Below are 22,959 nucleotides of genomic sequence, written 5' to 3'. Positions count from 1 at the left end.
TTACAGCTCGAGGGCGCACGCCGACATCCGCTGCGCTACAGGAGGTTTCGATGACGATCATGGCGCCTGAGGCGGTCGGCGAGTCGCTGGATCCCCGCGATCCGCTGCTGCGTTTGAGCACCTTCTTCGACGACGGCAGCGTCGAGTTGCTGCACGAGCGCGACCGCTCCGGCGTCCTGGCCGCGGCGGGCACCGTCAACGGTGTGCGCACCATCGCCTTCTGCACCGACGGCACCGTCATGGGCGGCGCCATGGGTATGGAGGGGTGCACCCACATCGTGAACGCCTACGACCAGGCCATCGAGGAGCAGAGCCCGATCGTGGGTATCTGGCACTCCGGCGGGGCGCGGCTGGCCGAAGGCGTCAAGGCGCTGCACGCGGTCGGGCTGGTCTTCGAGGCGATGATCCGGGCCTCGGGGTACATCCCGCAGATCTCGGTCGTCGTCGGCTTCGCGGCGGGCGGCGCGGCGTACGGGCCCGCGCTGACCGACGTCATCGTGATGGCCCCGGAGAGCCGGGTCTTCGTCACCGGCCCCGACGTGGTCCGCAGCGTGACCGGCGAGGACGTCGACATGGCGTCGCTGGGCGGGCCCGACACCCACCACAAGAAGTCCGGCGTCTGCCACATCGTCGCCGACGACGAACTCGACGCCTACGAACGCGGTCGCCGGCTCGTCGGATTGTTCTGCCAGCAAGGCCATTTCGACCGGGCCAAGGCGGAAGCCGGCGACATCGACCTGCACGCACTGCTGCCCGAATCCCCGCGCCGCGCCTACGACGTGCACCCGATCGTCGAGGCGTTGCTGGACGACGACGCGCCGTTCGACGAGTTCCAGGGCAAATGGGCACCGTCGATCGTCACCGGCCTGGGCCGGCTGTCCGGCCGCACCGTCGGCGTCATCGCCAACAACCCGCTGCGCCTGGGTGGCTGCCTGAACTCCGAGAGCGCCGAGAAGGCCGCCCGTTTCGTGCGGCTGTGCGACGCGTTCGGTATTCCGATCATCAACGTCGTCGACGTACCCGGATACCTGCCCGGGGTGGACCAGGAGTGGGGCGGGGTGGTGCGCCGCGGCGCGAAGCTGCTGCACGCGTTCGGCGAATGCTCGGTGCCCCGGGTGACGTTGGTGACCCGCAAGATCTACGGCGGCGCCTACATCGCGATGAACTCACGGTCGCTGGGCGCGACGAAGGTGTTCGCGTGGCCCGACGCCGAGGTCGCGGTGATGGGCGCCAAGGCCGCGGTCGGCATCCTGCACAAGAAGAAGCTGGCCGCCGCCCCCGAACACGAGCGTGAGGCGCTGCACGAGGAACTGGCCGCCGAGCACGAACGGATCGCCGGCGGCGTCGATTCCGCGATCGAGATCGGGGTGGTCGACGAGAAGATCGACCCGTCGCACACCCGCAGCAAGCTCTCGCAGGCGTTGGCCGAAGCGCCCGCCCGCCGCGGCCGCCACAAGAACATCCCGCTGTAGCTGGGATTTCGGCGCGCTCATGGCCCGTGACGGGGCGTCAGCGCGCCGAAATCGCGAACTCCTCGGCCACCGCTTCGGCGCGTTCGCGGTCGGCCGTGACCAGCCCGATGCGGGTACGACGGTCGAGAATGTCGTCGGCAGTCAGTGCCCCCTCGTGCGTCACCGCGTATTCGAACTCGGCCCGGATCACGTCGATCCCGTCGGCCACGGGTTCGGTCGGCCGGTCGCAGCTGGCCGCCGCGATCACGTTGGGCGCCTCGGCGCCGTAACGCGCAACCAACGAACTCGGGATCTGCACCGGCGTGCGTAGCGTCGCAACGGGATTCGACGGTGCGCCGACCAACGGCAGATTGCGGGTGCGGCACCCCGAGGCGGTCAATCCCTTCGACACGATGGCGCGGTCGAGGACATCCTCGGCCATGTAACGGTACTCGGTCAGTTTGCCGCCGATGATGCTGATGACACCCGACGGCGACTCGACCACCGCGTGCTCGCGCGACACGTCCGCCGTGCGTCCCGCACCCGTGTCGATCAGCGGCCGCAGACCGGCGTACGCCCCGGTCACATCGGCGGGTCCTACCGAGACGTCCAATGCCGTGTTCACCGTGTCGAGCAGGAAAGCGATTTCCTGCGGAGTCGGTTCCGGCACATCGGGAATCGGGCCCGGCGCGTCCTCGTCGGTGAGCCCCAGATAAATGCGGCCCAACTGCTCGGGCATCGCGAACACGAAGCGGTTGATCTCGCCGGGAATCGGAACCGTCAGCGCCGCAGTCGGATTGCCGAACGCTTCGGCGTCGAATACCAGATGTGTTCCGCGGCTGGGCCGCAATTTTATCGACGGATCCACCTCGCCGGCCCATACCCCGGTGGCGTTGATGACCGCCCGGGCGGTGACGTCGAACGACTCGCCGGACAGCTGGTCGGTCAGCGTCGCCGTCGTGCCGGTGGCATTGGATGCCGCCACCCGGGTCAGGATGCGCGCGCCGTGCTGTGCGGCCGTGCGGACCACGGCGGTCACCAGCCGCGCGTCGTCGATCAGCTGCCCGTCGTAGGCGAGCAATCCCCCGTCGAGGCCGTCGCGACGCACGGTCGGGGAAAGCTCGATGGCACGCTGCGCATCGACCCGGCGGGACCGCGGCAACACCGACCCCGGGGTGCCCGCCAGCTTGCGCAACCCATCCCCGGCGAGAAAGCCGATCCGCACCAGGGTCCGCGACGCGGCGTTCATCGACGGCAACAGCGGGACCAGCTGCGGCATCGCGCGCACGAGGTGTGGGGCGTTGCGGGTCATCAGGATTCCGCGTTCGATCGCGCTGCGCCGCGCGATGCCTACGTTTCCGGTCGCCAGGTAGCGCAGGCCGCCGTGCACGAGCTTCGAACTCCACCGGCTGGTGCCGAAGGCCAGGTCGTGCTTTTCGACCAGCGCGACGGTCAGGCCGCGGGTCGCGGCGTCCAGCGCGATCCCGGCGCCGGTGATGCCGCCGCCGATCACCAGCACGTCGAGGGCCTGCCCGCCGGCCAGCGCCCTGAGTTCGGCGGTACGCCGGGTGGCGTTGAGTGCCGTTGGGCCGGTCACGGTTTGAGGTATCCGTTCAGGCAGTGGGCCAGTTCGTCGGCCAACGCGTCGGCGTCGAGGATGGGTGCGACGATCTGTCCGGACTGGATCGTCGACTGGGTGATCAGCAGGCACATGGCGGCGAGCTGGCGCGGGTCGCCGTCGCGGACGCTGCCCTCCTCTTGAGCCAGCTTGATCTCCCCCGCGACCGCATCCAGCAGGATCTGCTGGCTGGTGCCCAGCCGCTCGGCGATGTAGACCATCGCCAGCTTCGGCGCGCTGTGCAGCACCGACATCACCACGTCGTCTTGGCGCAGGCGCTGCGCGACGGCCACGATGCGGTCGACCAGCGCCCGGCGCCCCACGCCCGCCGCGGGCACGTCGTCCAAAACGGCGACGATCCGCGAGGTCAACAACGCAGCCAGCACCGAATTGGTGTCGGGCCAGCGTCGGTACACCGTGGGCCTGCTCACCCGCGCCCGCCTGGCGATCTCGGCCAAGGTCACGCGGTCGATCCCGTAGGCCGTGACGCAGTACGCCGCCGCTTCGAGGATCCGGTCCCCGATCGCCGACGAACTACCGTTACTGCTTGACATCATGTGTAATACTGTAACGCATGACGCGTCGTGATGACCACCCGGCCGACCTGCTCCCCCCGATGAAGTGGAACGCCTGGGGCGATCCCGCCATGGCCAAGCCGTTGTCCGACGGCATCCGGTCGCTGCTCGAGCAGGCCCTCGGGGTGACGGCGTCGACGGTGCCCGAACCGACGCTCGACGAGGTGCGGTTGCGGCCCTCCGCGCTCTCCGACGCCGACCGCGACGGCCTGTCGTCGATCGTCGGCGCCGAGTACTGCAACGTCGACGACCGCGGACGTCTCCTGCGCGCTGGTGGTAAATCCACGTTGGATCTGTTGCGGCGCAAGGATTCCGGCGAGCAAGACGCACCCGACGCGGTGCTGATCCCTGGCTCCGAAGACGAGATCGCTTCCATACTGCGGTACTGCACCGAGCGCGACATCGCGATTGTGCCGTTCGGCGGCGGCACCAGTGTCGTTGGCGGACTAGACCCCATCCGCGGCGACTTCACCGCCGTGATCTCACTGGATCTGCGCCGGCTGAACCAGTTGCACTTCCTCGACGAGATCTCCGGTGAGGCCGAGCTCGGCGCCGGCACCACCGGCCCGGAGGCCGAACGCCTGCTCGGCGAACGCGGCTTCTCGCTCGGCCACTTCCCGCAGAGCTTCGAATACGCCACCATCGGCGGATTCGCGGCCACCCGCTCCTCCGGACAGGGTTCAGCGGGTTACGGCCGGTTCAACGACATGGTTCGCGGGCTGCGCGCGGTCACCCCGGCGGACACGCTCGAGCTGGGGCGCGCGCCCGAGTCGGCGGCCGGCCCCGACCTGCGCCAACTGATGATCGGTTCGGAGGGCGTGTTCGGCGTCATCACCCGGGTGCGGGTGCGGGTCCACCCCGTGCCGACCGCCACCCGCTACGAGGCGTGGTCGTTTCCCGACTTCGCGACCGGCGCCGACGCGCTGCGCGCCGTCGTGCAGACCGGCACCGGACCGACCGTGATCAGGTTGTCCGACGAGGCCGAGACCGGCGTCAACCTCGCCACCACGGAGAAGATCGGTGAACAGCAGATCACCGGCGGATGCCTGGCCATCACGATGTTTGAAGGCACCGAGGCCCACGTGGAAAGCCGCCATTCCGAAACCCGTGCGGTGCTGGAGGCCGCAGGCGGCACCTCGTTGGGCGAGGAGCCGGCCAGGGCCTGGGAACACGGCCGGTTCGGTGCACCGTATCTGCGGGACTCGCTGTTGGCCGCCGGTGCGCTGTGCGAGACGCTGGAGACAGCCACGAACTGGTCGAATGTGTTGGCGCTCAAGGCCGCGGTCACCGACGCGTTGACGGCCTCACTCGCCGAATCCGGCACACCCGCGCTCGTGTTGTGCCACATTTCGCATGTGTACCCCACCGGCGCATCGCTGTACTTCACCGTCGTCGCCGCGCAGCGCGGCAACCCGATCGAACAGTGGCGCAAGGCCAAAGCCGCCGCCTCGGATGCGATGATGCGCACCGGCGGCACGATCACCCATCACCACGCCGTCGGCGCGGATCATCGGCCGTGGATGCGTGACGAGATCGGCGACCTCGGTGTCGCGGTACTGCGGGCGGTCAAGGCGACGCTGGATCCGGCGGGAATCCTCAACCCGGGCAAGCTGATTCCATGACGGTGGGCAACCGCGTCACCATGCTGACCAACCCGGCGTCCGGGCATGGCAGCGCACCGCATGCCGCTGAACGCGCGGTCGCACAGTTCCACAGACGCGGCGTGGACGTCGTCGCGATCGCCGGCACCGACGCCGAGCATGCCCGCCGCCTCGTCGAAGGCGCGCTCGAGCGCGGCATGGACGCGCTCGTGGTGGTCGGCGGCGACGGCATCATCTCGCTGGCGCTGCAGGTCCTGGCCCAAACCGACATTCCCCTCGGCATCATCCCCGCAGGCACCGGCAACGATCACGCCCGCGAATTCGGCATCCCCACAAAGGATCCCGAGGCCGCAGCCGACGTCGTCGTCGACGGTGTCACCAAGACGATCGATTTGGGGCGCATCAAGGGCGCCGACGGCACCGACAAGTGGTTCGGCACGGTGATGGCCGCCGGGTTCGACTCCCTGGTCACCGACCGAACCAACCGGATGAAATGGCCGCACGGCCGGATGCGCTACAACCTCGCGATCGTCGCCGAACTCTCGAAACTGCGGCTGCTGCCGTTTCGGATCACGCTCGACGGGCGCGAGGTGGACACCGAGTTGACACTGGCGGCCTTCGGCAACACCCGAAGCTACGGCGGCGGCATGCTGATCTGCCCGGATGCCGATCCGTGCGACGGGCTGCTCGACGTCACCATGGTCGCGTCCGCGTCGCGCACGAAGCTGATCCGGCTGTTTCCCACCGTGTTCAAGGGCACCCACGTCGACCTGGACGAGGTGAGCACCGCACGCGCCCGCACGATCACGGTGGAGTCACCGGGGATCAACGCCTACGCCGACGGCGAATACGTCTGCCCGCTGCCGGTCGAGGTATCGGCGGTGCCGGGGGCCCTGCGGATTCTGACGCCGCCGCGATGACCGGCCGCCTCGAAGCGCCGGTTACGTCCGCGTTCTCCTCGGCGCGGCCTGCATGCGGCCCTCCGCACCGTGGATCACGAGGGCGACCATCTCCTCGACCAACGTGTCACGGCTGGGGCGTCGGCCCATGCCGGCCAGCACGGGCCCGTCGAACACCGCGGTCGCGAGCAGGGTGGCGAACGGCAGGCGCACGGTGAGGCGAAGATCGGGGGCGGCGTAGCCACGCTTCTCGTACTCCGCGGTCATGATCTCCTCGGTGAGCGCGTGGATCGCCGCGATCGGCGATTCCTTGCCGTTGAGGCTGCCCGCGACCTCACTCTCGTACGCATCGGCCATCAACAGCGCCAGCACAAGTTGCCGGTGCTGCCGCAGCAAGTCGTACATGCCACCTATCCATCGCGTGGCCACAAGGTCGAGGTCAAGCGGCGTATCGGCGTAGCGGCGCCAATCTTCGACGAAGGCGTCCATGAACGCGGTCATCGGAGCCACCACGGCCTGCTGAAACAGGTTGGCTTTGTTGGTGAAATGAAAGTAAATGAGCCGCTCCGATACGCCGGCAGCCGCTGCGATCTCCCGCGACGTCGTCTTGTGATAGCCGCGGGTGGCGAACAGATCCCGGGCTGACTCCAGGATCAACGCGCGGACTTCGGAGCCTTTACGACGCTTGGCCCTCGCCGCTGCGCCCTGAGTCCTCTTGCCGCTCACCCTCGGCAGATTACCAGTGAAGCACCGGCATCCCATTAGTGAAGCAGACGCTTGACTAACCGAATGAGCGGAGCGTATCGTCTGGCTCCACTTAGGAAGCGGTTGCATCACTAGTCCGAGCGCGGCCGAATCGAGGGGAGACCCGCATGAACGCCGTCGACATCAGGATCCAACGGCTGTTGCTCTGGACGGGTCCGGTGACGTTGGTGCTGTTCGCTTTCGGCTTCATGTTCGTCGCCAGATACCTGCCACCGCCATCGCCGCAGTTATCCCCCGAAGACCTGGCGGCGCGGCTGCAAGCCAACCTCATCGGCTTCCGGATCGGCATGGTCATCACCATGGTCGGGTTCGCGCTGCTGGTCACCTGGGCAATGGGTATCGCCGCTCGAACGCATGCGCCGGAAGCTCATCTGCCGGTGCTCACCTACATTCAACTCGGCAGCGTCGCCATCGGCTCACTCATCGGCCAGGGCGCGTGCTGGATCTTCCAGGCGGCCGCCTATCGGCTGGACGACACCGACCCGTATATCGTTCGCGCCCTTCATGATCTCGGATGGTTCACGTTCCTGGCGCCATGGCCGTCGTTCACCGTCTGGTGCTTTGCGCAGGCCGCGGCCATCTTCCGCGATGCTCGTCCCGAGCCCGGATTGCCGCGATGGACCGGTTATCTCGCGGTGTGGACGGGGTTGTTGTTCATTCCTGCCTGCCTGATCTTCTTCTTCAAGACCGGACCGATGGCGTGGAACGGCGCGATTGCCTTCTACATACCGGTGTTCATCTTTTTCATCTGGGTTGTCGGACTGACCGTTCCCGCCCTGCGGTCTCTTCAGCGCCAAACCATAGACCGCGACCTTGTCACCGTGTGAGCTACAGGAAGGCACTGACCATGGAAGTTGAGCAGAGGTGGACACCGGCGGCGCACAAGCTATGCCTGTCCATGGGCATCGTGCTCACCGTTCTGTACCTGACGGGATGGGTGTTCCTCGCCAAGTTCGTCCCGGTGCCCAGCCCTGACTGGCCGGCCGAGCAGCTCGCCGGTTGGCTTGCCGGACATCAGAATGCGTACCAGGCCGGATGCATCCTGATGCTTCTCGCAGGCGGACTTCTCGCGCCGTGGGGGGCGTCGCTGACCGTGTGGAACCGCCGCGCCGAGGGTCGGCTGCCCGTGCTCCACATCTGCGAGCTGGCCACCCTTGCCGCGTCCGTCTGCATTTTCGTGATCATCGCGATCTTCTGGGCGTTGGCGGGATTCCGCGCCGGCCAGATCGATCCGCAGATCACCCAGGCATTCTTCGATGCCGGATGGTTCCTGTTCCTCTGGGCGGCACCGTGCTTCTATTTGTGGGCGCTGTCCTTCGGGCTCGCGTTGATCATGAATCCACCGGAACACCAGATGTTCCCGCGATGGATCGGTTTCTTCACCGCGGCGTCGGTGCTGTGCTGGGCGATGGGACCACTCGCCATCTTTTTCCAAAGCGGCTCGATGAGCTACAGCGGAGCGATTCCCACCTGGATTCCTGTCGTGGAGTTTTTCGCCTGGGTCGTCATCCTCAGCGTCTACGGCTACCGCGCGATCATGAAGCACGAAGCCATGACCGAGGTCTACCGGCCGACATGGGATGACCCGATCGTCCCGAACGGCGTGGCCGAAGAGATGCCTCGCCTGACTACGGCCGAACTCGACGACGAAAGGCCCGTCGGTGTCCGATAGCGCAACGTTGCTCAAGACGGGTCACGTACCGGGCGAGGTCGGGATCTGGACCTTCGTCCTCACCGACCTCACCGTGTTCACCTTCTACTTCGTGACGTTCTTCTACCAACGCGGTCAACATCCGGCCGACTTCCACGCCGGCGCAAGCCATCTGAGCATCGCCCGAGGCACCGCCAACACCGTCGCCCTGCTCACCGCGTCGCTGTTCGTCGCCGTCGCCACCCATCTGGTCCGCGAGGGAAACACCCGGCTGGCCCGGATCCTCTTCGGCGCGGCTGCGCTCTGCGGCGCCGCGTTCATCGCCAACAAGCCGTTCGAGTGGCTGCACGAACTCGACGCAGGCTTCGGCCCCCACCACGACAACTTCTTCCAGCTGTATTACATGCTGACCGGGCTACATCTCGCGCATGTGATCGTGGCGATGGCGGTCCTGTACTTCGTCGTCCGTGCGACCGGCCAGATTCGTGGCGGCCATGTCACGCCGCGGCATCGTCGGTTCGTCGAGAACGGCGCCACCTACTGGCACCTCGTCGACGCCATCTGGCTGATCCTGTTTGCCGTCTTCTATCTGGTGAGGTGACGTCACATGAATACAGCCCTTCGGTGGACTCTGACGTCGTGGTTGGGTCTCGTCGGTTTGACGGTCATCTCATGGTGGCTCGGCCTCGAGCACGGCGCGGACGGCATGTGGTTCATCGCGGCGCTCATGGTGCTCGCCTTCGCCAAGGTGTTCCTCGTCGGGTACACCTTCATGGAAGTCCGCACCGCGCCACCGATCTTGCACCAGATTTTCGCGTGGTGGTGCGGCGCGGCCTGCGCGGTGGTTATCGGGGCTGCCGCCGTGTTCAGCTGAGAACGATCCGCCTAACCCACCCCGCGGCTGAGCCAGCTGACCTCGGCGCCCTCGCCGCCGTCGCGGAACGGCTCCAGCGCCTCGTCCCACGCGGTGCCCAGCACCGAGTCGAGCTCGGCGGCGAGCATGTCGGCGCCCTCGGCCATCAGCGCGCGCAGCCGCATCTCCCCGACCATGACGTCGCCGTTGGCGCTCATCGGTCCGCTCCACATGCCCAACTGCGGGGTGTGGCACCACCGGTGTCCGTCCACGCCGGCGCTGGGGTCCTCGGTCACCTCGAATCGCAGCACCGACCACGAGCGCAGTGCGCTTGCCAGTGCAGCCCCGGTCCCGACCGGGCCGATCCAGTTGGTCACCGCGCGCAGCTGGCCGGGCATGGCCGGCTGCGGGGTCCACTTGAGGTTCGCCCGAGCTTGAAGGGTCGACGACAACGCCCACTCCACATGCGGGCATACCGCCGCGGGTGAGGCATGGATGTACACCACGCCGGTCGTCGCGTCGGCGAACTGATTCGCTGCACGCATCTGCTGCTCCTTCGGCTCCACGAGGGACGTCTTCCCCAACGACCTGGCAGAAACCAATTAGCAGCTGTGTCGTGCGTGTCTATTGTGCCCTGTGTGGCCCCTGTTGCGCTAGTCTGCGCGGAATTCTCTCAGCACTTCATCAGACAGCGCCGGCCACAGCGGATACGCCCACTCGCCGAAGTCGCGGTCGGTGAGGACCACGAGGGCCAGATCAGCCTCGGGATCGACCCACAAAAACGTTCCTGACTGGCCGAAATGGCCGAAGGTGCGGCCCGAGTTGGCCGACCCGGTCCAGTGCGGCGACTTGGTGCCGCGGATCTCGAACCCCAGTCCCCAATCGTTGGGCCGCTGCACGCCGAATCCGGGTAACACGCCGGTCAGGCCGAGAAACTGCACGCTGGTGGCCTCGGCGTGCAGCTGCGCCGAGACCGTGGCCGGACGTAGCAGGTCGACGGCGAAGGCGGTCAGGTCGGTCACCGTGGACGTCGCCCCGAACCCGGCCGCCGACGCGCCACCGGTCAGCGTCGTGGCGCTCATGCCGAGCGGCTCGAACACCGCCTCGGTGAGGTATCGGCCGAACTCGATGTCCGAGGCCTGCTCGATCGTCTCGGCGAGCACCGTGAACCCGTAGTTGGAGTACACCCGGCGGGTGCCCGGCTTGGCCATCAGTTCCGCGGAGTTCATCGAGTACCCGGTCGCGTGCGCCAGCAGATGGCGCACCGTCGAGCCCGGCGGGCCCGCCGCGGTGTCGAGTTCGATGGCGCCTTCTTCGACCGCGACGTGGGCCGCGCGGGCGACCAGCGGCTTGGTGACCGACGCCAACCGGAACCGGTGCCCGCCGTCGCCGTACTCGGCGAGCACCCCGGCGGGGCCGACCACCGCGGCGGCGGCCGTCGTCACCGGCCAGTCGGCAAGAGTGTTCAGCGCGCCCACCGCGCGGAGCTTACTTGCGCGCGAGGTAGTACAGGTTGATCGGGTCGGATTCGATCTCGTGCACCTGCACGTCGCCGAAACCGGCGTCGGCGAGCATCGACTCGGCGAGCTGACGACCCCAGCAGGTGCCCAGGCCGGCGCCGTCGAGGCCCAGCGACACGGTCATGCAGTGCATCGTCGACACGGTGTACATGTAGGTGGTGAAGGGGACGCCGACGTTGTCCTCGAGCCGGCTGGACGACTTGATGTCGACCATCACAAGATGACCGCTGGGGCGCAGCGCGCGGTGGATGTTCTCCAACACCTTGGCGGGCTGCGCCTGATCATGGATCGCGTCGAAAACGGTGATGACGTCGTAGCTTTCGGTGTGGTCCAGTTCGGCGACGTCGGCGGCGAGGAAGGTCGCGTTCGGCAGGCCCAGCCGCTGGGCCTCGGCGCGCCCGACGCCGAGTCCCTCCTCGGAGAAGTCGATTCCGGTGAACCGGCTGGCCGGAAACGCGCGTGCCATCACGTTGATGGCATGTCCGCTGCCGCAACCGATGTCGGCGACGTCCGCGCCCGCGCGCAGCAGCTCCGGAAGGCCGTCGGCCATCGGCAGGATGACGTCGACGAGCGCGGCGTCGAACACCTCACCGCTCTCCTCGGCCATCAGCTGGTGAAAACGCGGGTATTCGCTGTAAGACAGCCCGCCACCGGTGTGGAAGCACCCGATGATCTTCTGTTCCACCTCGGCCAGCAGCGGTATGAACTGCGCGACGCGGGCGAGGTTGTCGGGTCCCGCCGCGCGGGTCAGTGCCGCCGCGCGGTGGCGGGGCAACGTGAATGTTTGGTTCGCGGCGTCGTAGTCGACCACCTGCGCGGCCACCACGCCGCCGAGCCACTCGCGGACATAGCGTTCGTTGAGCCCTGCGGCGTCGGCGATCTGCGCGCTGGTGGCCGGAGGCAGTTGCGCCAACGTGTCCCACAGCTTGGTCTGGTGACCGATCGACAACAGGATGGCCAGGCTGGCGCTGTCGATCGCGCCCACGATGCGCTCGGCGAATTGTTCGGTGGTGTCGGTGGCCACCGTGTCGGGCAATGTCGTCATGGGAAGACAGTAGGCCGCACGAACCGTCGGGCGCATCGGGAAAACCATGCAAAAATCCGCGATTGCCGTAGGGCAAATGATGTAGGGGGTCTCTACAGCAGGTTGTTGTCGTGTGCCCATGCCAGCGCGGCGGTGCGCGACGAGACCCCGAGTTTGGCGTAGATATTGGCCAGATGGCGGCCGACGGTCTTTTCGCTGATGCAGATCTGTTCGGCCACTTGCTTGTTGGTGGCGCCACCGGCGATGCGGCGCAGAATGTCGATCTCGCGTTTGGTCAGCCCGCCGGGTGCGCTCGGCCCGCACGGCTCCACCGGTTCGACACACAGCTGGGTGTAGATGTTCTCTGCGGTGGCGGTATCCGCGGCGGCTGTCTCGTCGTCGCCGAGTGCGTGATGCGCCAGGGCCCGCCATTCATAGACCTGCGCGATCTCATAGCGGCACTGCTGGGTTCGGTACTCGAGCAGCGCGTGCTCGAGCACGTCGAGCGCCCGCTCGGGCTGACCGCGTCGCACCAGCACGGCACCCCGCGCATGCGCCGCCCACGCGCGGAAGCCCGGTGTGCCGAACGCCGCCGCCCCGGATTCCAGTTCCTCACAATGGCTTTCGGCCTCGTCGACATCGCCGCGGGCCAGGGCCACCTCGACAGCGCCGCGCAGCAGCCACATGCGGTCCAGCTGGTTCAGCCCGGCGAGCGCCACCCGAAGATCCGTCCATGCGGTGTCGCCGTCGCCGACGCGGCAACGCAGCAGCGCTTCCCCGGGTTGCGGGTCGACACCGAGCAGCCGGGCCCTACCGAACGCCGCGAAGGCGCCTTCGGCATCGCCGCGGCGGCGCCGAACCTCGCCGAGTTGGTAGTAGCCCTCCCCCGCCGCCCAGCTGTTGACCTCTTCCAGCGCATGGCTCGCCGTGACGAGCCGGCTCTCCAGGAGGCGGAAGTCCTCGGTTGCCGCTTGGACCTGCAGTCGGTGCACGTCACAGACGCCGCCGTAGGTGGCCGACCCGGCGAACTCGTTGCACCACCTCTCCATAGACTGCGTCCACGCCCGCATGCGGGGCAGGTCGGCCAGCCGGTGGCAATGGTGCAGCACAATGCAGTAGATGTCGCCTGCCCACTCCAGCGGCACCTCGTCGGCCAGCACGGGCAGCATCGCCTCGTCGATGAGCCCGTACGCCTCGGCCATCCGGCCGTCCAGCATCGCCTCCAGCCCCTCGGCGACGTGGCACAGCGCGGCCAGTGCTGGGGAATCGACCTGCGCGCACAGCTCCCGCAGTGTGGTCACCCGCGGCCCGATCAGGGCGGTGTCGCGGTTCATCACGGCGACGACGGCGTCCAAATAGGCCAGGTAGCCATGGGTCGTGCCCACGGGTTCGCCGTCGAGCAGGCGTCGGGCGCGGTTCATCCAGCCCCGGCCGATGTTGACGTCGCCGCGGGTGAGCCAGGCCAGTGCGACGTCGACGGCTTTCATCGCCGCCGTCGGTGGATCGGTGCGGGCCAGCTGGGTGAACACCCGCTCGGCCACCCGCAACGATTCCTTGCCGCGCCCGAGCCGCCAGGCCGCCGACGCCATCGCATCGAGGTCGTCGACGCTCAGCGACGTGTCCTCGGCCGCGCGCGCGAACGCCTCGTAGGCCGCGCGCCAATCGCGGCGGACGTGTGCGTTGCGCGCCGCGATCAGAAGTTCACTTGCAACGTCTAGCCGGGTGGTCATGTCAGTCGGTTCAACGGTATGCCGATCAGCTGAGTTCAATCGACCGTTTGGCCAGGCCCATCCAATAGCCGTCAATCACCTGGCGCGCGGGCCGGCCCGGGTCGGCGGAGGCGCCCAACGCGACGAACAGCGGCGAGAAGTGCTCGATCGTCGGATGCGCGTACGGCATGCCGGGGGCGCGGTGGCGGAAGTCGATGAGCGCGTCGACGTCTCCGGTGGCGAACTGCTCGGCGGCCCACGCGTCGAATTCCGTCGACCAATCCGGCGGCACCGCGTCCGGCGACCAGTCGTGCAGGAACGGCAGCCCGTGGGTGGTGAACCCGGACCCGATCAGCAGCACGCCGTCGTCGCGCAGCGGGCGCAGCCGTTCGCCGAGCGTCATCAGCCGTCGCGGATCCAGCGTCGGCATCGAGATCTGCACGACGGGGACGTCGGCGTCGGGATACATCACCGTCAACGGGACGTAGGCGCCGTGGTCGAGCCTGCGGCGCGGATCGTGGCGCACCGGTTCGTCGGCGGGCATCGCGGCTTGCACCCGCGCCGCCACGTCGGTGGCGCCCGGCGCGTCGTAGGTGACCTCGTAGTAGCGCTGCGGAAACCCCCAGAAATCGTAGGTCAGCGGCGTCTGCGGCGACGTCGACCCGATGGTCAGCGGCGCGGACTCCCAGTGCGCGGAGACGACGAGGATCGCCGTCGGGCGCGGCAGCTCGCCGGCCCAGGCGCGCAGCTGCGATACCCACAGGTCGTCGTCGACGAGCGGAGGCGCGCCGTGTGAGAGGTAGAGCGCGGGGAGCATGACCCCAGCCTTCCACCCCGCCACGCCCTTCTCACCGAAACTGCAGCTAGATCGCGATCCGCCGCGAATTCGCGATCTGTGCGCAGGCTCGACGGCACTTCGGCATCGTCCTCGCCGCCCGATAGGTTGGATGCATGAGTCAAACGGTTCGTGGTGTGGTTTCGCAGAAGAAGGGTGCGCCGGTCGAGTTGGTGGATGTGGTCATCCCCGATCCCGGCCCGGGCGAGGTGGTGGTCGACGTCACCGCCTGCGGGGTGTGCCATACCGACCTGACCTATCGGGAGGGCGGTATCAACGACGAGTTTCCGTTCCTGCTCGGTCATGAGGCCGCCGGCACCGTCGAGTCGGTCGGTGAGGGCGTCACCAACGTGGCCCCAGGCGATTTCGTGGTGCTCAACTGGCGCGCGGTCTGCGGGCAGTGCCGGGCGTGTAAGCGCGGCCGCCCGCATTTGTGCTTCGACACCCACAACGCGGCGCAGAAGATGACGCTGGCCGACGGCACCGAGTTGACCCCGGCGTTGGGCATCGGCGCGTTCGCCGACAAGACACTCGTGCACGAAGGGCAGTGCACCAAAGTCGATTCGGCCGCCGACCCGGCGGTGGCCGGGCTGCTGGGTTGCGGGGTGATGGCCGGCATCGGCGCGGCGATCAACACCGGCGGGGTCGGCCGCGACGACACGGTGGCGGTCATCGGCTGCGGCGGTGTCGGTGACGCCGCGATCGCCGGTGCGGCGCTGGTGGGCGCCAAGCGGATCATCGCGGTGGACACCGACGACAAGAAGCTGGACTGGGCGCGCGAGTTCGGCGCCACCCACACCATCAACGCGCGCGAACTGGATCCGGTGACGACGATCCAGGACCTCACCGACGGGTTCGGCGCCGATGTGGTGATCGACGCGGTCGGGCGGCCGGAGACCTGGAAGCAGGCGTTCTACGCCCGCGACCTGGCGGGCACCGTGGTGCTGGTGGGTGTTCCGACACCGGAGATGACGCTGGAGATGCCGCTGGTGGACTTCTTCTCCCGCGGCGGCTCGCTGAAGTCCTCGTGGTACGGCGACTGCCTGCCCGAACGCGACTTCCCCAACCTGGTCAGCCTGTATCTGCAGGGCCGGTTGCCGCTGGACAAGTTCGTCACCGAGCGCATCGGCATCGGCGACATCGAGGAGGCGTTCCACAAGATGCACAACGGAGAGGTGCTGAGATCCGTGGTGGTTTTTGACCGATGAGCGCTTGCGCGAAGAGGAGACGAGGATGAACGGCGGGCCGATTCAACGGGTGGTCACCAGCGGAACGTTCGAACTCGACGGTGGCAGTTGGGAAGTCGACAACAACATCTGGCTTGTCGGCGACGAAAAAGAGGTGTTGGTGTTCGACGCCGCCCACGACGCCGAGCCGATCCGCGCCGCGGTGGGCGACCGGCACGTGGTCGCGATCGTGTGCACACACGGCCACAACGACCACATCACCGTCGCCCCTGAGTTGTCCGCGGCGCTCGACGCGCCAGTGCTGATGCACCCGGCCGACGATATGCTGTGGCGGATGACCCACCCGGACAAGGACTTTCGTACCGTCGACGACGGCGACACCTTGACGGTCGCCGGCATCGAGCTGCGCGCCCTGCACACCCCGGGGCACTCGCCGGGTTCGGTGTGCTGGCACGCCCCCGAACTCAACGCGGTGTTCAGCGGCGACACCCTGTTTCAGGGCGGCCCCGGCGCCACGGGCCGGTCGTTCTCCGACTTCGGGACGATTCTGGAATCCATCTCGGGCCGGCTCGGGAAGCTGCCCGGCGAGACCGTCGTCTACACCGGACACGGCGATTCCACCACGATCGGCGACGAGCTGGTCAACTACGACGACTGGGTCGTACGCGGGCACTAGCCCCGGTTGTCGAGGATGCGGCGCTTCTCGGCCTGGAACTCCTCGTCGCTGAGCGCGCCCGAATCGCGCAGCCCCGCCAGCGTCCTGAGCTGCTCGAGCCGCAGACCCTGGTCGCCCGGGGCTTTGGCCTGCGGCGTGTCGACGGGCGCCACTTCGTCGGGCTCCAGAGGGCGGGCCCGTTTGGCGGCGCGGATCGACCAGAGCACCGACGGGATCAGCAGCACCGCCCCCGCTGCGGCGAGGCCGCCGAATAGCCACAGCAGCCAACCGTGGTTGCTGCCGTGGCCGAACGCCAGGCGCGGGCTGATGTAGCCGTTGACGTCGCCGTCGGTGGTGACGTGGTAGGTGCCGCCTTCGGCGATCCGCGCCGTCCACACCCGCACGTGGGTGTCGCTGTTCACCGTGGTCGTCCCGCCGATGCTTTCGATCACCACCGGATCGGCAACGCCTTCAGGCGGTTTGATGCTCACGCTGATCTGCGGAACGGGAAACCCGCTGGTCGGCTGTCCGGTGATCGCGGTGTGAAAACTGACGGTCACGTCCCCCTGGGGTAGCCGCACGTCGCCCGAACCGGGGATCGGCACCTCGCCGTAGGCGTCGAAGTCGTCGAGCACGAAAGTGTTGAGGACCAACGCGGCGATGACGCCGGCGATACCGACCACCAAGGCCAAGGAGGATACGACGACAGCGAGGCGCGGGCCGAACCTTCCACTCATGGGCGAAGTCTGTCACGGCGACGGCGGCGACGACTACGGTCGTGGTGTGAACCGTGCGCACGTGTCGGACGTCGCGGTGCCTGAGTCCAGCATCGTCGTGCGTCCCGAGCCGATCGAAAGCGAGTCCTACACCGCGAGTTCGCGTCTGCAGGCCGCGGGTCTGCGTCCGGCGATCGCGCTGTTCGAGACGGCCGCGTCGGAGGTGCCGCTGCCTGCCGCGCCGCAGCCGATCGTCATCGCCGACTACGGCGCCGCCACGGGCCACAATTCGCTGCTGCCCATCTGCTCGGCCGTCCGCGCCATCCGCAAGCGGACCCGGCTCGACCATTCGGTGCTGGTGGCGCACACCGATGTGCCCGACAACGATTTCTCGGCGCTGTTTCGCACGCTGACCGAGGACCCCGACAGCTATCTGCACGAAGACGCCAACACCTTCCCCACGGCGGTGGGCCGGTCCTTCTACGAGCAGATCCTGCCGACCAGCAGCGTGCACCTGGGCTGGAGTTCCTGGGCGGTGCAGTGGCTGCGACGCGTTCCGGTGCCCATCCCCGACCACGTACACATGGCCTACAGCGCCAGCGACGACGTGCGTGCCGCCTACGTTAAGCAGGGCGCCGACGACTGGCTGGCGTTCATCGCGTGCCGGGGCAGGGAACTGCGTCGCGGCGGCCGGCTGGTGGTCATGACGATGGCCGTCGACGACGCCGGCGAGTTCGGTTATCGCCCGTTGCTCAAGGCGCTGGTCGACGCCCTCAACGAGTTGGCGGGTCAGCAGCTGATCTCGGCCGAGGAGGTACACCGCATGTGTCTCCCGATCGTCGGGCGCAGCAAGGCCGACTTCCTGGCGCCCTTCGCGCCGAAGGGCCGCTTCGAACAGCTCGAGATCGAGCATCTGGAGGTGTTCGACGCCGAAGACCGGTTCTGGAACCAATACCAAACCAACTCCGACTCAGCGCTTTTCGGCCGGCAGTGGGCGGCGTTTTTGCGCGCTGCGGTGCTTCCGACGCTGGCCCGCGCCCTTGACAGCGGCCTGGCCGACCCCCGGGTGCCGGATTTCCTCGACCGCATGGAGGCCGCTGTGGCCGAACGGGTCGCCGCCGCACCCGAACAGATGCAGATCCCGATGGCCCACGTGGTGCTCACCAAGCGGCCGAAGGTGCACTGAGGGCCGGCGCCGCCGTCACGGACCCGGCGGCGCGGGCAGTGGCGGCGCGGGCACCCACGGCAACCCCGGGATCGTCGGATAGGGCGGCGTGGGGCTCCACGGCGGCGGCTCCGGTTCTGGTGCGGGCTCCGGCTCCGGTGCGGGCTCCGGCGTGGGCTCGGGCGGTGGCTCCGGCGCGGACTCGGGCGGCGGTTCTGGGCTCGGCTCTGGTGACGGCGGCGGTGCCGTGACGGTCTGGGTCACCGGTGGTGGTTGCTGTTGGGTGACGGTGCGCGGCGGCGGTGGCGCCTGGGTCGTCGGTGGGGGTGGCTCGGTGGTGGCCGGTCTCGGCGTGGCGGTGATGGGTTCGGTGGTCGAGGCCGGTGACGGGGCGGAGTCACCGCGGACGACGAACAGCACCGCCGCGGTCAGCGCAGCGAGCAGGGCGATCACCCCGACACTCGCCGCGACCGCGGGTTTGCGGTACCACGGCAGCAGGGGCGCCGGCAGATCGTCCCAGGATTCGTGGTCGAACTGCATCTGCGGGCGCGGCTCGTCAGCGCGGCCGGGAACGACCGGATAGGCATACGGGTCGGCGGTCGGCACCTCCGGGATGTCCTCGGCATCCGACCAGGCCAGAGCCCCGACCGGACCCTCCTCGGGCTGCGGCGCCTCGGGCGCCATGGCGGTCGCGGCGGCGGCCGCAGCGGCGACGCCGGGGGCGGCCGACATCGACGTCGCACCCTCCTCGACCGTTCCGCGCACCGCCGCCAGGCCGCCGCCGATCGCGGCTGCCAGCTCCGGGTGCTCGACGGTGACGACCGGCACGCGGAAGTGTTCGGACAGCGCGGTGGTGATGAGCGGGATCCGCGCCCCGCCGCCCACTGTCGCCACGGCGGCAAGGTCGGCGTTGTGAATTCCGTTGCGCTCCAGCGTGTCCTGCAGCGTCGTCGTGAAGTCGGTGACCGGCTGGCGGATCGCCTCGTCGAGTTCGGTGCGGGTGACCCGGACCTCGCTGCGGTGCCCGGGCAGTTCGGCCATCAAGGTGGTCGCGGCGGCGGTGGACAGGCGTTCCTTCGCGCCGCGGCACTGCGCGCGCAGCCGGGCCAGCGACCCGATCGCCGACGTCGACGACAGGTCGATGGTGCCTGCCGCGGACAGATCCTCGATGACATGGGTGAGCAGCGCCTGGTCGACGAGATCACCGGACAGGTCGGTGTGCCGCAGTGTCGGGCCGACGGGCGTGTAGCCGTTGGCCGCGTCGACCAGGGTGATGCTGGCGCCGCTGCCGCCGAAATCACACAGCGCGATCACCCCGCGGGCGGGCACGCCGGGATCGTCTTGCAGCGCGGTCAGCGCGGCCGTCGCATCCGAGATCACCGGCGCGGGCTTGGGCTGCCCGAATTCGGGAATCGCGGCCAGTGCGGTGCGCAGCGCCTCCACCGCGGCGGGGCCCCAGTGCGCGGGGTGCGTGACGGTAACCGGCCCGGCGGGCGCCCGGCCACCGCCGACGGCGTAGAGCATGGCGCGCAGCGCGTCGGCAAGTACGACGTCCGCGCGGTGGGTGGTGCCGTCGGCGGCGACGATCCCCACCGGGTCGCCCACCCGGTCGACGAAATCGGTCAGGATCAGCCCGCGCTCGGTGAGCCTGGGGTTCTGGCTGGGTACGCCGACCTCGGGGGGCCGGTGGGGGTAGCGCGTCAGAACCGGTGACCGCAACACCGCGGTCCGGCCCACCATCACGGCCGCCAGGTTGGTGGCACCAACCGACAGCCCTACGCCGTCAGACATGGTTTCCCGTCTCGATGGAAATCTATCCGGATATCAAGCCGTTGGGGCGAGGTTAGCGTTTCTCAGCGGATCGTCCCCATCCCGGGGATCAGCGGCAGGTCCAGCGCGGTCACCCAACCAGGGGAAAGGTCGTTGACCGCGGGTACGGCGTTGAGCGCGCGCAGCCCGGTGGCCAGGCACCCGGCGGCGGCCGCGTCGCGTCCCGATCCGTCGGTGAACCGGAACGCGGTCTCCTGGACGATGCTCGGCGTGCCGTCGATCTCGACGCGGTAGACGTCGTTTTGGTGGCCCGACGGCCAGTCCGGTGCGGCGTCGTTGCCGATCCGGTTGACGTGTTCGAGCTGAATTCGGGTCTGCCCCTGGTAAACACCGTTGACGGTGAACCGTACCGCCGCGACGTTGCCGGGTTCGATGATGCCCTTGGCGGTTCTTCGTTCGGTCGGCGTCACCCACTTGTCCCACGTCGTGGTGATCTCGTCCAGCATGATGCCCGCGGCGTGGGCGATCATCGGAACTGTTGCGCCCCACGCGAATACCAGGATGTCGGGGTTCTCCAGCAGTGGCCGGTACTCCGGTGGCTTGCCGATACCCATCTCACGGTCGTAATCACCGGTGTAGTCGGTGTAGTCGAGCAGTTCGGCGGCGCGCACCTTACGGACCTCTGAGCACAGTCCCATGAGCGTCATCGGAAACAGGTCGTTGGCGAAACCGGGATCGATGCCGGTGGTGAAGCACGACGACTCCCCCAGCTCACATGCCTGGGTGACCGGTTCGATCCAGTTCGGTGGGTTCAGGTGCATGCTCGGCCACACCCACGGGGTCATCGCCGTCGAGCAGACATCGATGCCTGCGCGCAGGAACCGGGTGATCAGCGCGATGTTGTCGTCGGCGTGCGCCGCGGTGGGGCCGTAGTGCACCAACGCATCGGGTTTGAGCGCGATCAGCGCGTCCACGTCGTCGGTGGCGGTGATACCGAGAGTTGTTTGCAGACCGCATATTTCGCCGACATCGCGGCCGACCTTGTCGGGGTTGCTCACGCCTACGCCGACGAGTTCGAAAAGCGGGTGCTTGACGATCTCGGCGATCACCATCTTGCCGACGAAGCCGGTGCCCCAGACCACTACCCGTTTGGCGCCAGATTTCACGCTCTACACCTTAGGCGCCGGCCGATTACTTCCGCGAGCAGACGCGTACACCCCCTAAATCTGACGGGTTTGGGGGTGTACACGTCTGCTCGCGAAGGATCGGCTACAGGTCGATCGGGTCGAAGGGCGTCTCGGTATCGGTGGTGTCGCGCAGCGCGCCCTTGAACTGCATTGCGCGGTAAGGCCATCCGGCGGCGGTGTGCCACTGCGACACCACCAGCCCGAATCCGCCGTCGACGTCGAACCGCGAACCGGGCAGCAGGTATCCGCCGTAGAGCTGGGCGACCTCGTTGTTGCGGTGGTTCTCACCGGACCACGCCGAACCGACCACCGGGGTCTGCAGGGGCGTCGTGTGCATGTTGGCCACGGGCGAGTCGACGACACGATAGCCGAGCGCGTACGCCGAAGCCAGGAACCCGCCGAGCACCCATTTTCGTTTCGCCACCCGGCGAAAGGTCAACTCACCCCATTTCTCACCCGCGGGGGTGATCGGGGTGGCCGCGGCGCCCCACCGCCAGTGACCGTCGGTGAAACCCCAACTCACGTACCGTGATCTGTCGCCGATGTCGTCGGGCCGCACCCGCATCAGAATGATGCCCTTGTCGCGCTGGAAACCGGTGGCCACCACGTAGACCCAGCCGTCGTCGGGATCGTGGTCCCACGACCAACATTGGGCGTGGCCGTTGTGCAGGTCGGCGGGAAACTTGGCGTTCTCACCCAGGTGGGTCCAGGACACCCCGCTGTCGTCGGAGCGCCAGATCTCGGTCCAGATCACGGTGCCGAAGCCGCGATTGACGATGGCGTGCAGATAGATGGAGTCGCCGACGCACAGCAGGTCGGAGGGGATGACGGTGCTGATGCCGCCCCGACGCCATCCACTGGACGCGCTGTCGTGTACGTAGTGCCACGGTTGTCGGGCGTAGTCCGGGTCGGCGCCGCCGGCGCGCTCGTAGACGATTTCGTGGTTGGCGTCCCCGGTGCCGATCAGCACGACGGGCGAACGCCAGTCGCCCTGACCGACCTTGGCGCCGGAGAACGTGTCACCGAACACCGAGACCAACTTGCCGTTGGGCGCCACCACGGATGCGCCCAGGTCGGTGCAGGTGACCCCCCAACGATCGGTCCGTCCGGGCCCGGTCAGGTCGACGACCTTGCCGTCGCGCAGCGGCAGGCTGGGCCGCTCGGTGCGCCGCAGACCATGGCCTGCGGCTCGGCCGATCGACGGTTCGTCCGGCAAGTCAGACGCAGCTCAGAAACAGCGCCGCAGCCCGCCGGGCTCGCAGATCAGCGGGTACTGGTCGACGGGGATGGCCAGCGGCCGGTTGAACGACATCGTCAGGGGCACTTCGACCATCGCGGCCTGCTCACCGCACACCGCGCCGTGGATCACCTTCATGGTGCCCACCCAGTTGTAGGGGTCGAACGAATAGATCGTCTGCTGCGGCGCCTTGGAGCCGTCCGGACAGGTCTTTCCGTCGATCGTGTCGTAGTCGAACTGCCACCGGCCGCCGACCATGACGGCCTCGGCACCCGGCTGACCTTTCGGGGTGATCTTCAGCGTGCATGCGACCGGAAGCAGCAGCGGTTCACGCAGGTCGCCCACGACGGGAACGCACAGCGGAAAGATCTCCCATTCCGTGGTGGCCTGACCATCGATATTGACGTTGTAGACGCCTTCGGGCACGCCCGGGGCCTTGACGTCACCCTGCGCCTGGGCGGGGGCGGCCAGCCCGAGTGCCGTCGCAGCGCTGATCAGGGCCAGCCCGAGCCCACGGAGAAGTCTCACGATGTGCACCCCT

General features: G+C 68.1%; 23 protein-coding genes. 10 read left to right on the top strand and 13 right to left on the bottom strand.

The window, feature by feature from the left end:
- The first annotated feature begins 50 nt into the window (after nt 1-50).
- Entirely contained in the window at nt 51-1,472 is a 1,422-nt protein-coding gene (locus tag G6N28_RS21315; protein ID WP_163903748.1) for an acyl-CoA carboxylase subunit beta, read from the top strand.
- Nucleotides 1,473-1,509: 37 nt separating this feature from the next.
- Here the strand turns inward: G6N28_RS21315 and G6N28_RS21310 are convergent, their stop codons facing one another.
- On the bottom strand, nt 1,510-3,048 hold the full coding sequence (locus G6N28_RS21310; protein WP_163903746.1) for a glycerol-3-phosphate dehydrogenase/oxidase: 1,539 nt from the start codon (nt 3,046-3,048) through the stop codon (nt 1,510-1,512).
- Nucleotides 3,045-3,626 carry a TetR/AcrR family transcriptional regulator gene (locus G6N28_RS21305; protein ID WP_163903744.1) on the bottom strand — a complete coding sequence of 194 codons (582 nt, stop codon included), beginning with the start codon at nt 3,624-3,626 and terminating at the stop codon, nt 3,045-3,047. Before G6N28_RS21305 ends, G6N28_RS21310 begins: the two co-directional genes overlap by 4 nt.
- A gap of 59 nt (nt 3,627-3,685) precedes the next feature.
- On the opposite strand from G6N28_RS21305, the gene G6N28_RS21300 reads away from it, so the two are divergent.
- Entirely contained in the window at nt 3,686-5,266 is a 1,581-nt protein-coding gene (locus G6N28_RS21300; RefSeq protein WP_179962225.1) for an FAD-binding oxidoreductase, read from the top strand.
- Entirely contained in the window at nt 5,263-6,165 is a 903-nt protein-coding gene (locus G6N28_RS21295; protein WP_163903739.1) for a diacylglycerol kinase, read from the top strand. The genes G6N28_RS21300 and G6N28_RS21295 overlap by 4 nt, the downstream gene beginning before the upstream one ends.
- A gap of 21 nt (nt 6,166-6,186) precedes the next feature.
- On the opposite strand, the gene G6N28_RS21290 is transcribed toward G6N28_RS21295, so the two are convergent.
- A complete protein-coding gene (locus G6N28_RS21290; protein WP_163903737.1) occupies nt 6,187-6,870 on the bottom strand; it encodes a TetR/AcrR family transcriptional regulator in 684 nt (227 codons plus the stop codon).
- Nucleotides 6,871-7,067: 197 nt separating this feature from the next.
- Between G6N28_RS21290 and G6N28_RS21285 the strand changes: the two genes are divergently transcribed.
- The 4 genes from G6N28_RS21285 to G6N28_RS21270 are packed head-to-tail and all read left to right on the top strand — an operon-like array spanning nt 7,068 to nt 9,434.
- Nucleotides 7,068-7,736 (top strand): hypothetical protein, encoded by a 669-nt coding sequence (locus G6N28_RS21285; RefSeq protein ID WP_163903735.1) that lies wholly within the window; start codon nt 7,068-7,070, stop codon nt 7,734-7,736.
- A 20-nt stretch (nt 7,737-7,756) separates the two neighbouring features.
- The gene (locus tag G6N28_RS21280) at nt 7,757-8,581 is read left to right on the top strand and encodes a hypothetical protein (protein WP_163903733.1); all 825 of its coding nucleotides are present in this window, start codon (nt 7,757-7,759) and stop codon (nt 8,579-8,581) included.
- Entirely contained in the window at nt 8,571-9,161 is a 591-nt protein-coding gene (locus G6N28_RS21275; RefSeq protein WP_163903731.1) for a cytochrome c oxidase subunit 3, read from the top strand. Before G6N28_RS21280 ends, G6N28_RS21275 begins: the two co-directional genes overlap by 11 nt.
- 6 nt (nt 9,162-9,167) lie before the next feature.
- Nucleotides 9,168-9,434, top strand: coding sequence for a cytochrome C oxidase subunit IV family protein (locus tag G6N28_RS21270; protein WP_163903729.1), 267 nt, complete (start codon nt 9,168-9,170; stop codon nt 9,432-9,434).
- A gap of 11 nt (nt 9,435-9,445) precedes the next feature.
- Here G6N28_RS21270 and G6N28_RS21265 read toward each other — a convergent pair whose 3' ends face one another.
- From G6N28_RS21265 to G6N28_RS21245, 5 genes are all read right to left on the bottom strand, one after another.
- Nucleotides 9,446-9,958, bottom strand: coding sequence for a DUF3145 domain-containing protein (locus G6N28_RS21265; protein WP_046754068.1), 513 nt, complete (start codon nt 9,956-9,958; stop codon nt 9,446-9,448).
- Nucleotides 9,959-10,066: 108 nt separating this feature from the next.
- Complete coding sequence (locus tag G6N28_RS21260; RefSeq protein ID WP_163903727.1) at nt 10,067-10,891, bottom strand: serine hydrolase domain-containing protein; 825 nt, start codon at nt 10,889-10,891, stop codon at nt 10,067-10,069.
- 10 nt (nt 10,892-10,901) lie between these two features.
- Nucleotides 10,902-11,978 carry a class I SAM-dependent methyltransferase gene (locus tag G6N28_RS21255; protein WP_163903725.1) on the bottom strand — a complete coding sequence of 359 codons (1,077 nt, stop codon included), beginning with the start codon at nt 11,976-11,978 and terminating at the stop codon, nt 10,902-10,904.
- Between the two features lie 92 nt (nt 11,979-12,070).
- On the bottom strand, nt 12,071-13,687 hold the full coding sequence (locus G6N28_RS21250; RefSeq protein WP_163903723.1) for a response regulator transcription factor: 1,617 nt from the start codon (nt 13,685-13,687) through the stop codon (nt 12,071-12,073).
- A 25-nt stretch (nt 13,688-13,712) separates the two neighbouring features.
- Nucleotides 13,713-14,483, bottom strand: a complete 771-nt coding sequence (locus G6N28_RS21245) for a dioxygenase family protein (RefSeq protein WP_163903721.1) — start codon at nt 14,481-14,483, stop codon at nt 13,713-13,715.
- 134 nt (nt 14,484-14,617) lie between these two features.
- On the opposite strand from G6N28_RS21245, the gene G6N28_RS21240 reads away from it, so the two are divergent.
- Both G6N28_RS21240 and G6N28_RS21235 read left to right on the top strand, forming a co-directional pair.
- Nucleotides 14,618-15,709 (top strand): S-(hydroxymethyl)mycothiol dehydrogenase, encoded by a 1,092-nt coding sequence (locus G6N28_RS21240; protein WP_163903718.1) that lies wholly within the window; start codon nt 14,618-14,620, stop codon nt 15,707-15,709.
- Between the two features lie 25 nt (nt 15,710-15,734).
- Nucleotides 15,735-16,364: an MBL fold metallo-hydrolase gene (locus G6N28_RS21235; protein WP_163903716.1), complete on the top strand. Its 630-nt coding sequence runs from the start codon at nt 15,735-15,737 to the stop codon at nt 16,362-16,364.
- Here G6N28_RS21235 and G6N28_RS21230 read toward each other — a convergent pair.
- Complete coding sequence (locus tag G6N28_RS21230) at nt 16,361-17,080, bottom strand: SHOCT domain-containing protein (protein WP_163903713.1); 720 nt, start codon at nt 17,078-17,080, stop codon at nt 16,361-16,363. The two genes, G6N28_RS21235 and G6N28_RS21230, sit on opposite strands and share 4 nt — an antisense overlap.
- A gap of 76 nt (nt 17,081-17,156) precedes the next feature.
- On the opposite strand from G6N28_RS21230, the gene G6N28_RS21225 reads away from it, so the two are divergent.
- Complete coding sequence (locus tag G6N28_RS21225) at nt 17,157-18,245, top strand: class I SAM-dependent methyltransferase (RefSeq protein ID WP_163906504.1); 1,089 nt, start codon at nt 17,157-17,159, stop codon at nt 18,243-18,245.
- A 15-nt stretch (nt 18,246-18,260) separates the two neighbouring features.
- Here the strand turns inward: G6N28_RS21225 and G6N28_RS21220 are convergent, their stop codons facing one another.
- The 4 genes from G6N28_RS21220 to G6N28_RS21205 form a co-directional block, all read right to left on the bottom strand.
- Nucleotides 18,261-20,015, bottom strand: a complete 1,755-nt coding sequence (locus G6N28_RS21220; RefSeq protein ID WP_163903711.1) for an Hsp70 family protein — start codon at nt 20,013-20,015, stop codon at nt 18,261-18,263.
- Between the two features lie 62 nt (nt 20,016-20,077).
- Nucleotides 20,078-21,160 (bottom strand): NAD(P)H-dependent amine dehydrogenase family protein, encoded by a 1,083-nt coding sequence (locus tag G6N28_RS21215; RefSeq protein WP_163903709.1) that lies wholly within the window; start codon nt 21,158-21,160, stop codon nt 20,078-20,080.
- Between the two features lie 103 nt (nt 21,161-21,263).
- Nucleotides 21,264-22,355, bottom strand: coding sequence for a glycoside hydrolase family 183 protein (locus G6N28_RS21210; RefSeq protein ID WP_163906502.1), 1,092 nt, complete (start codon nt 22,353-22,355; stop codon nt 21,264-21,266).
- 54 nt (nt 22,356-22,409) lie between these two features.
- Nucleotides 22,410-22,946, bottom strand: coding sequence for a hypothetical protein (locus G6N28_RS21205; RefSeq protein ID WP_170307913.1), 537 nt, complete (start codon nt 22,944-22,946; stop codon nt 22,410-22,412).
- Between the last annotated feature and the right edge of the window lie 13 nt (nt 22,947-22,959).

The organism is Mycolicibacterium pulveris (assembly GCF_010725725.1).
Classification (GTDB): Bacteria; Actinomycetota; Actinomycetes; order Mycobacteriales; family Mycobacteriaceae; genus Mycobacterium; species Mycobacterium pulveris.
This window is presented reverse-complemented; position numbering and strand designations above follow the sequence as displayed.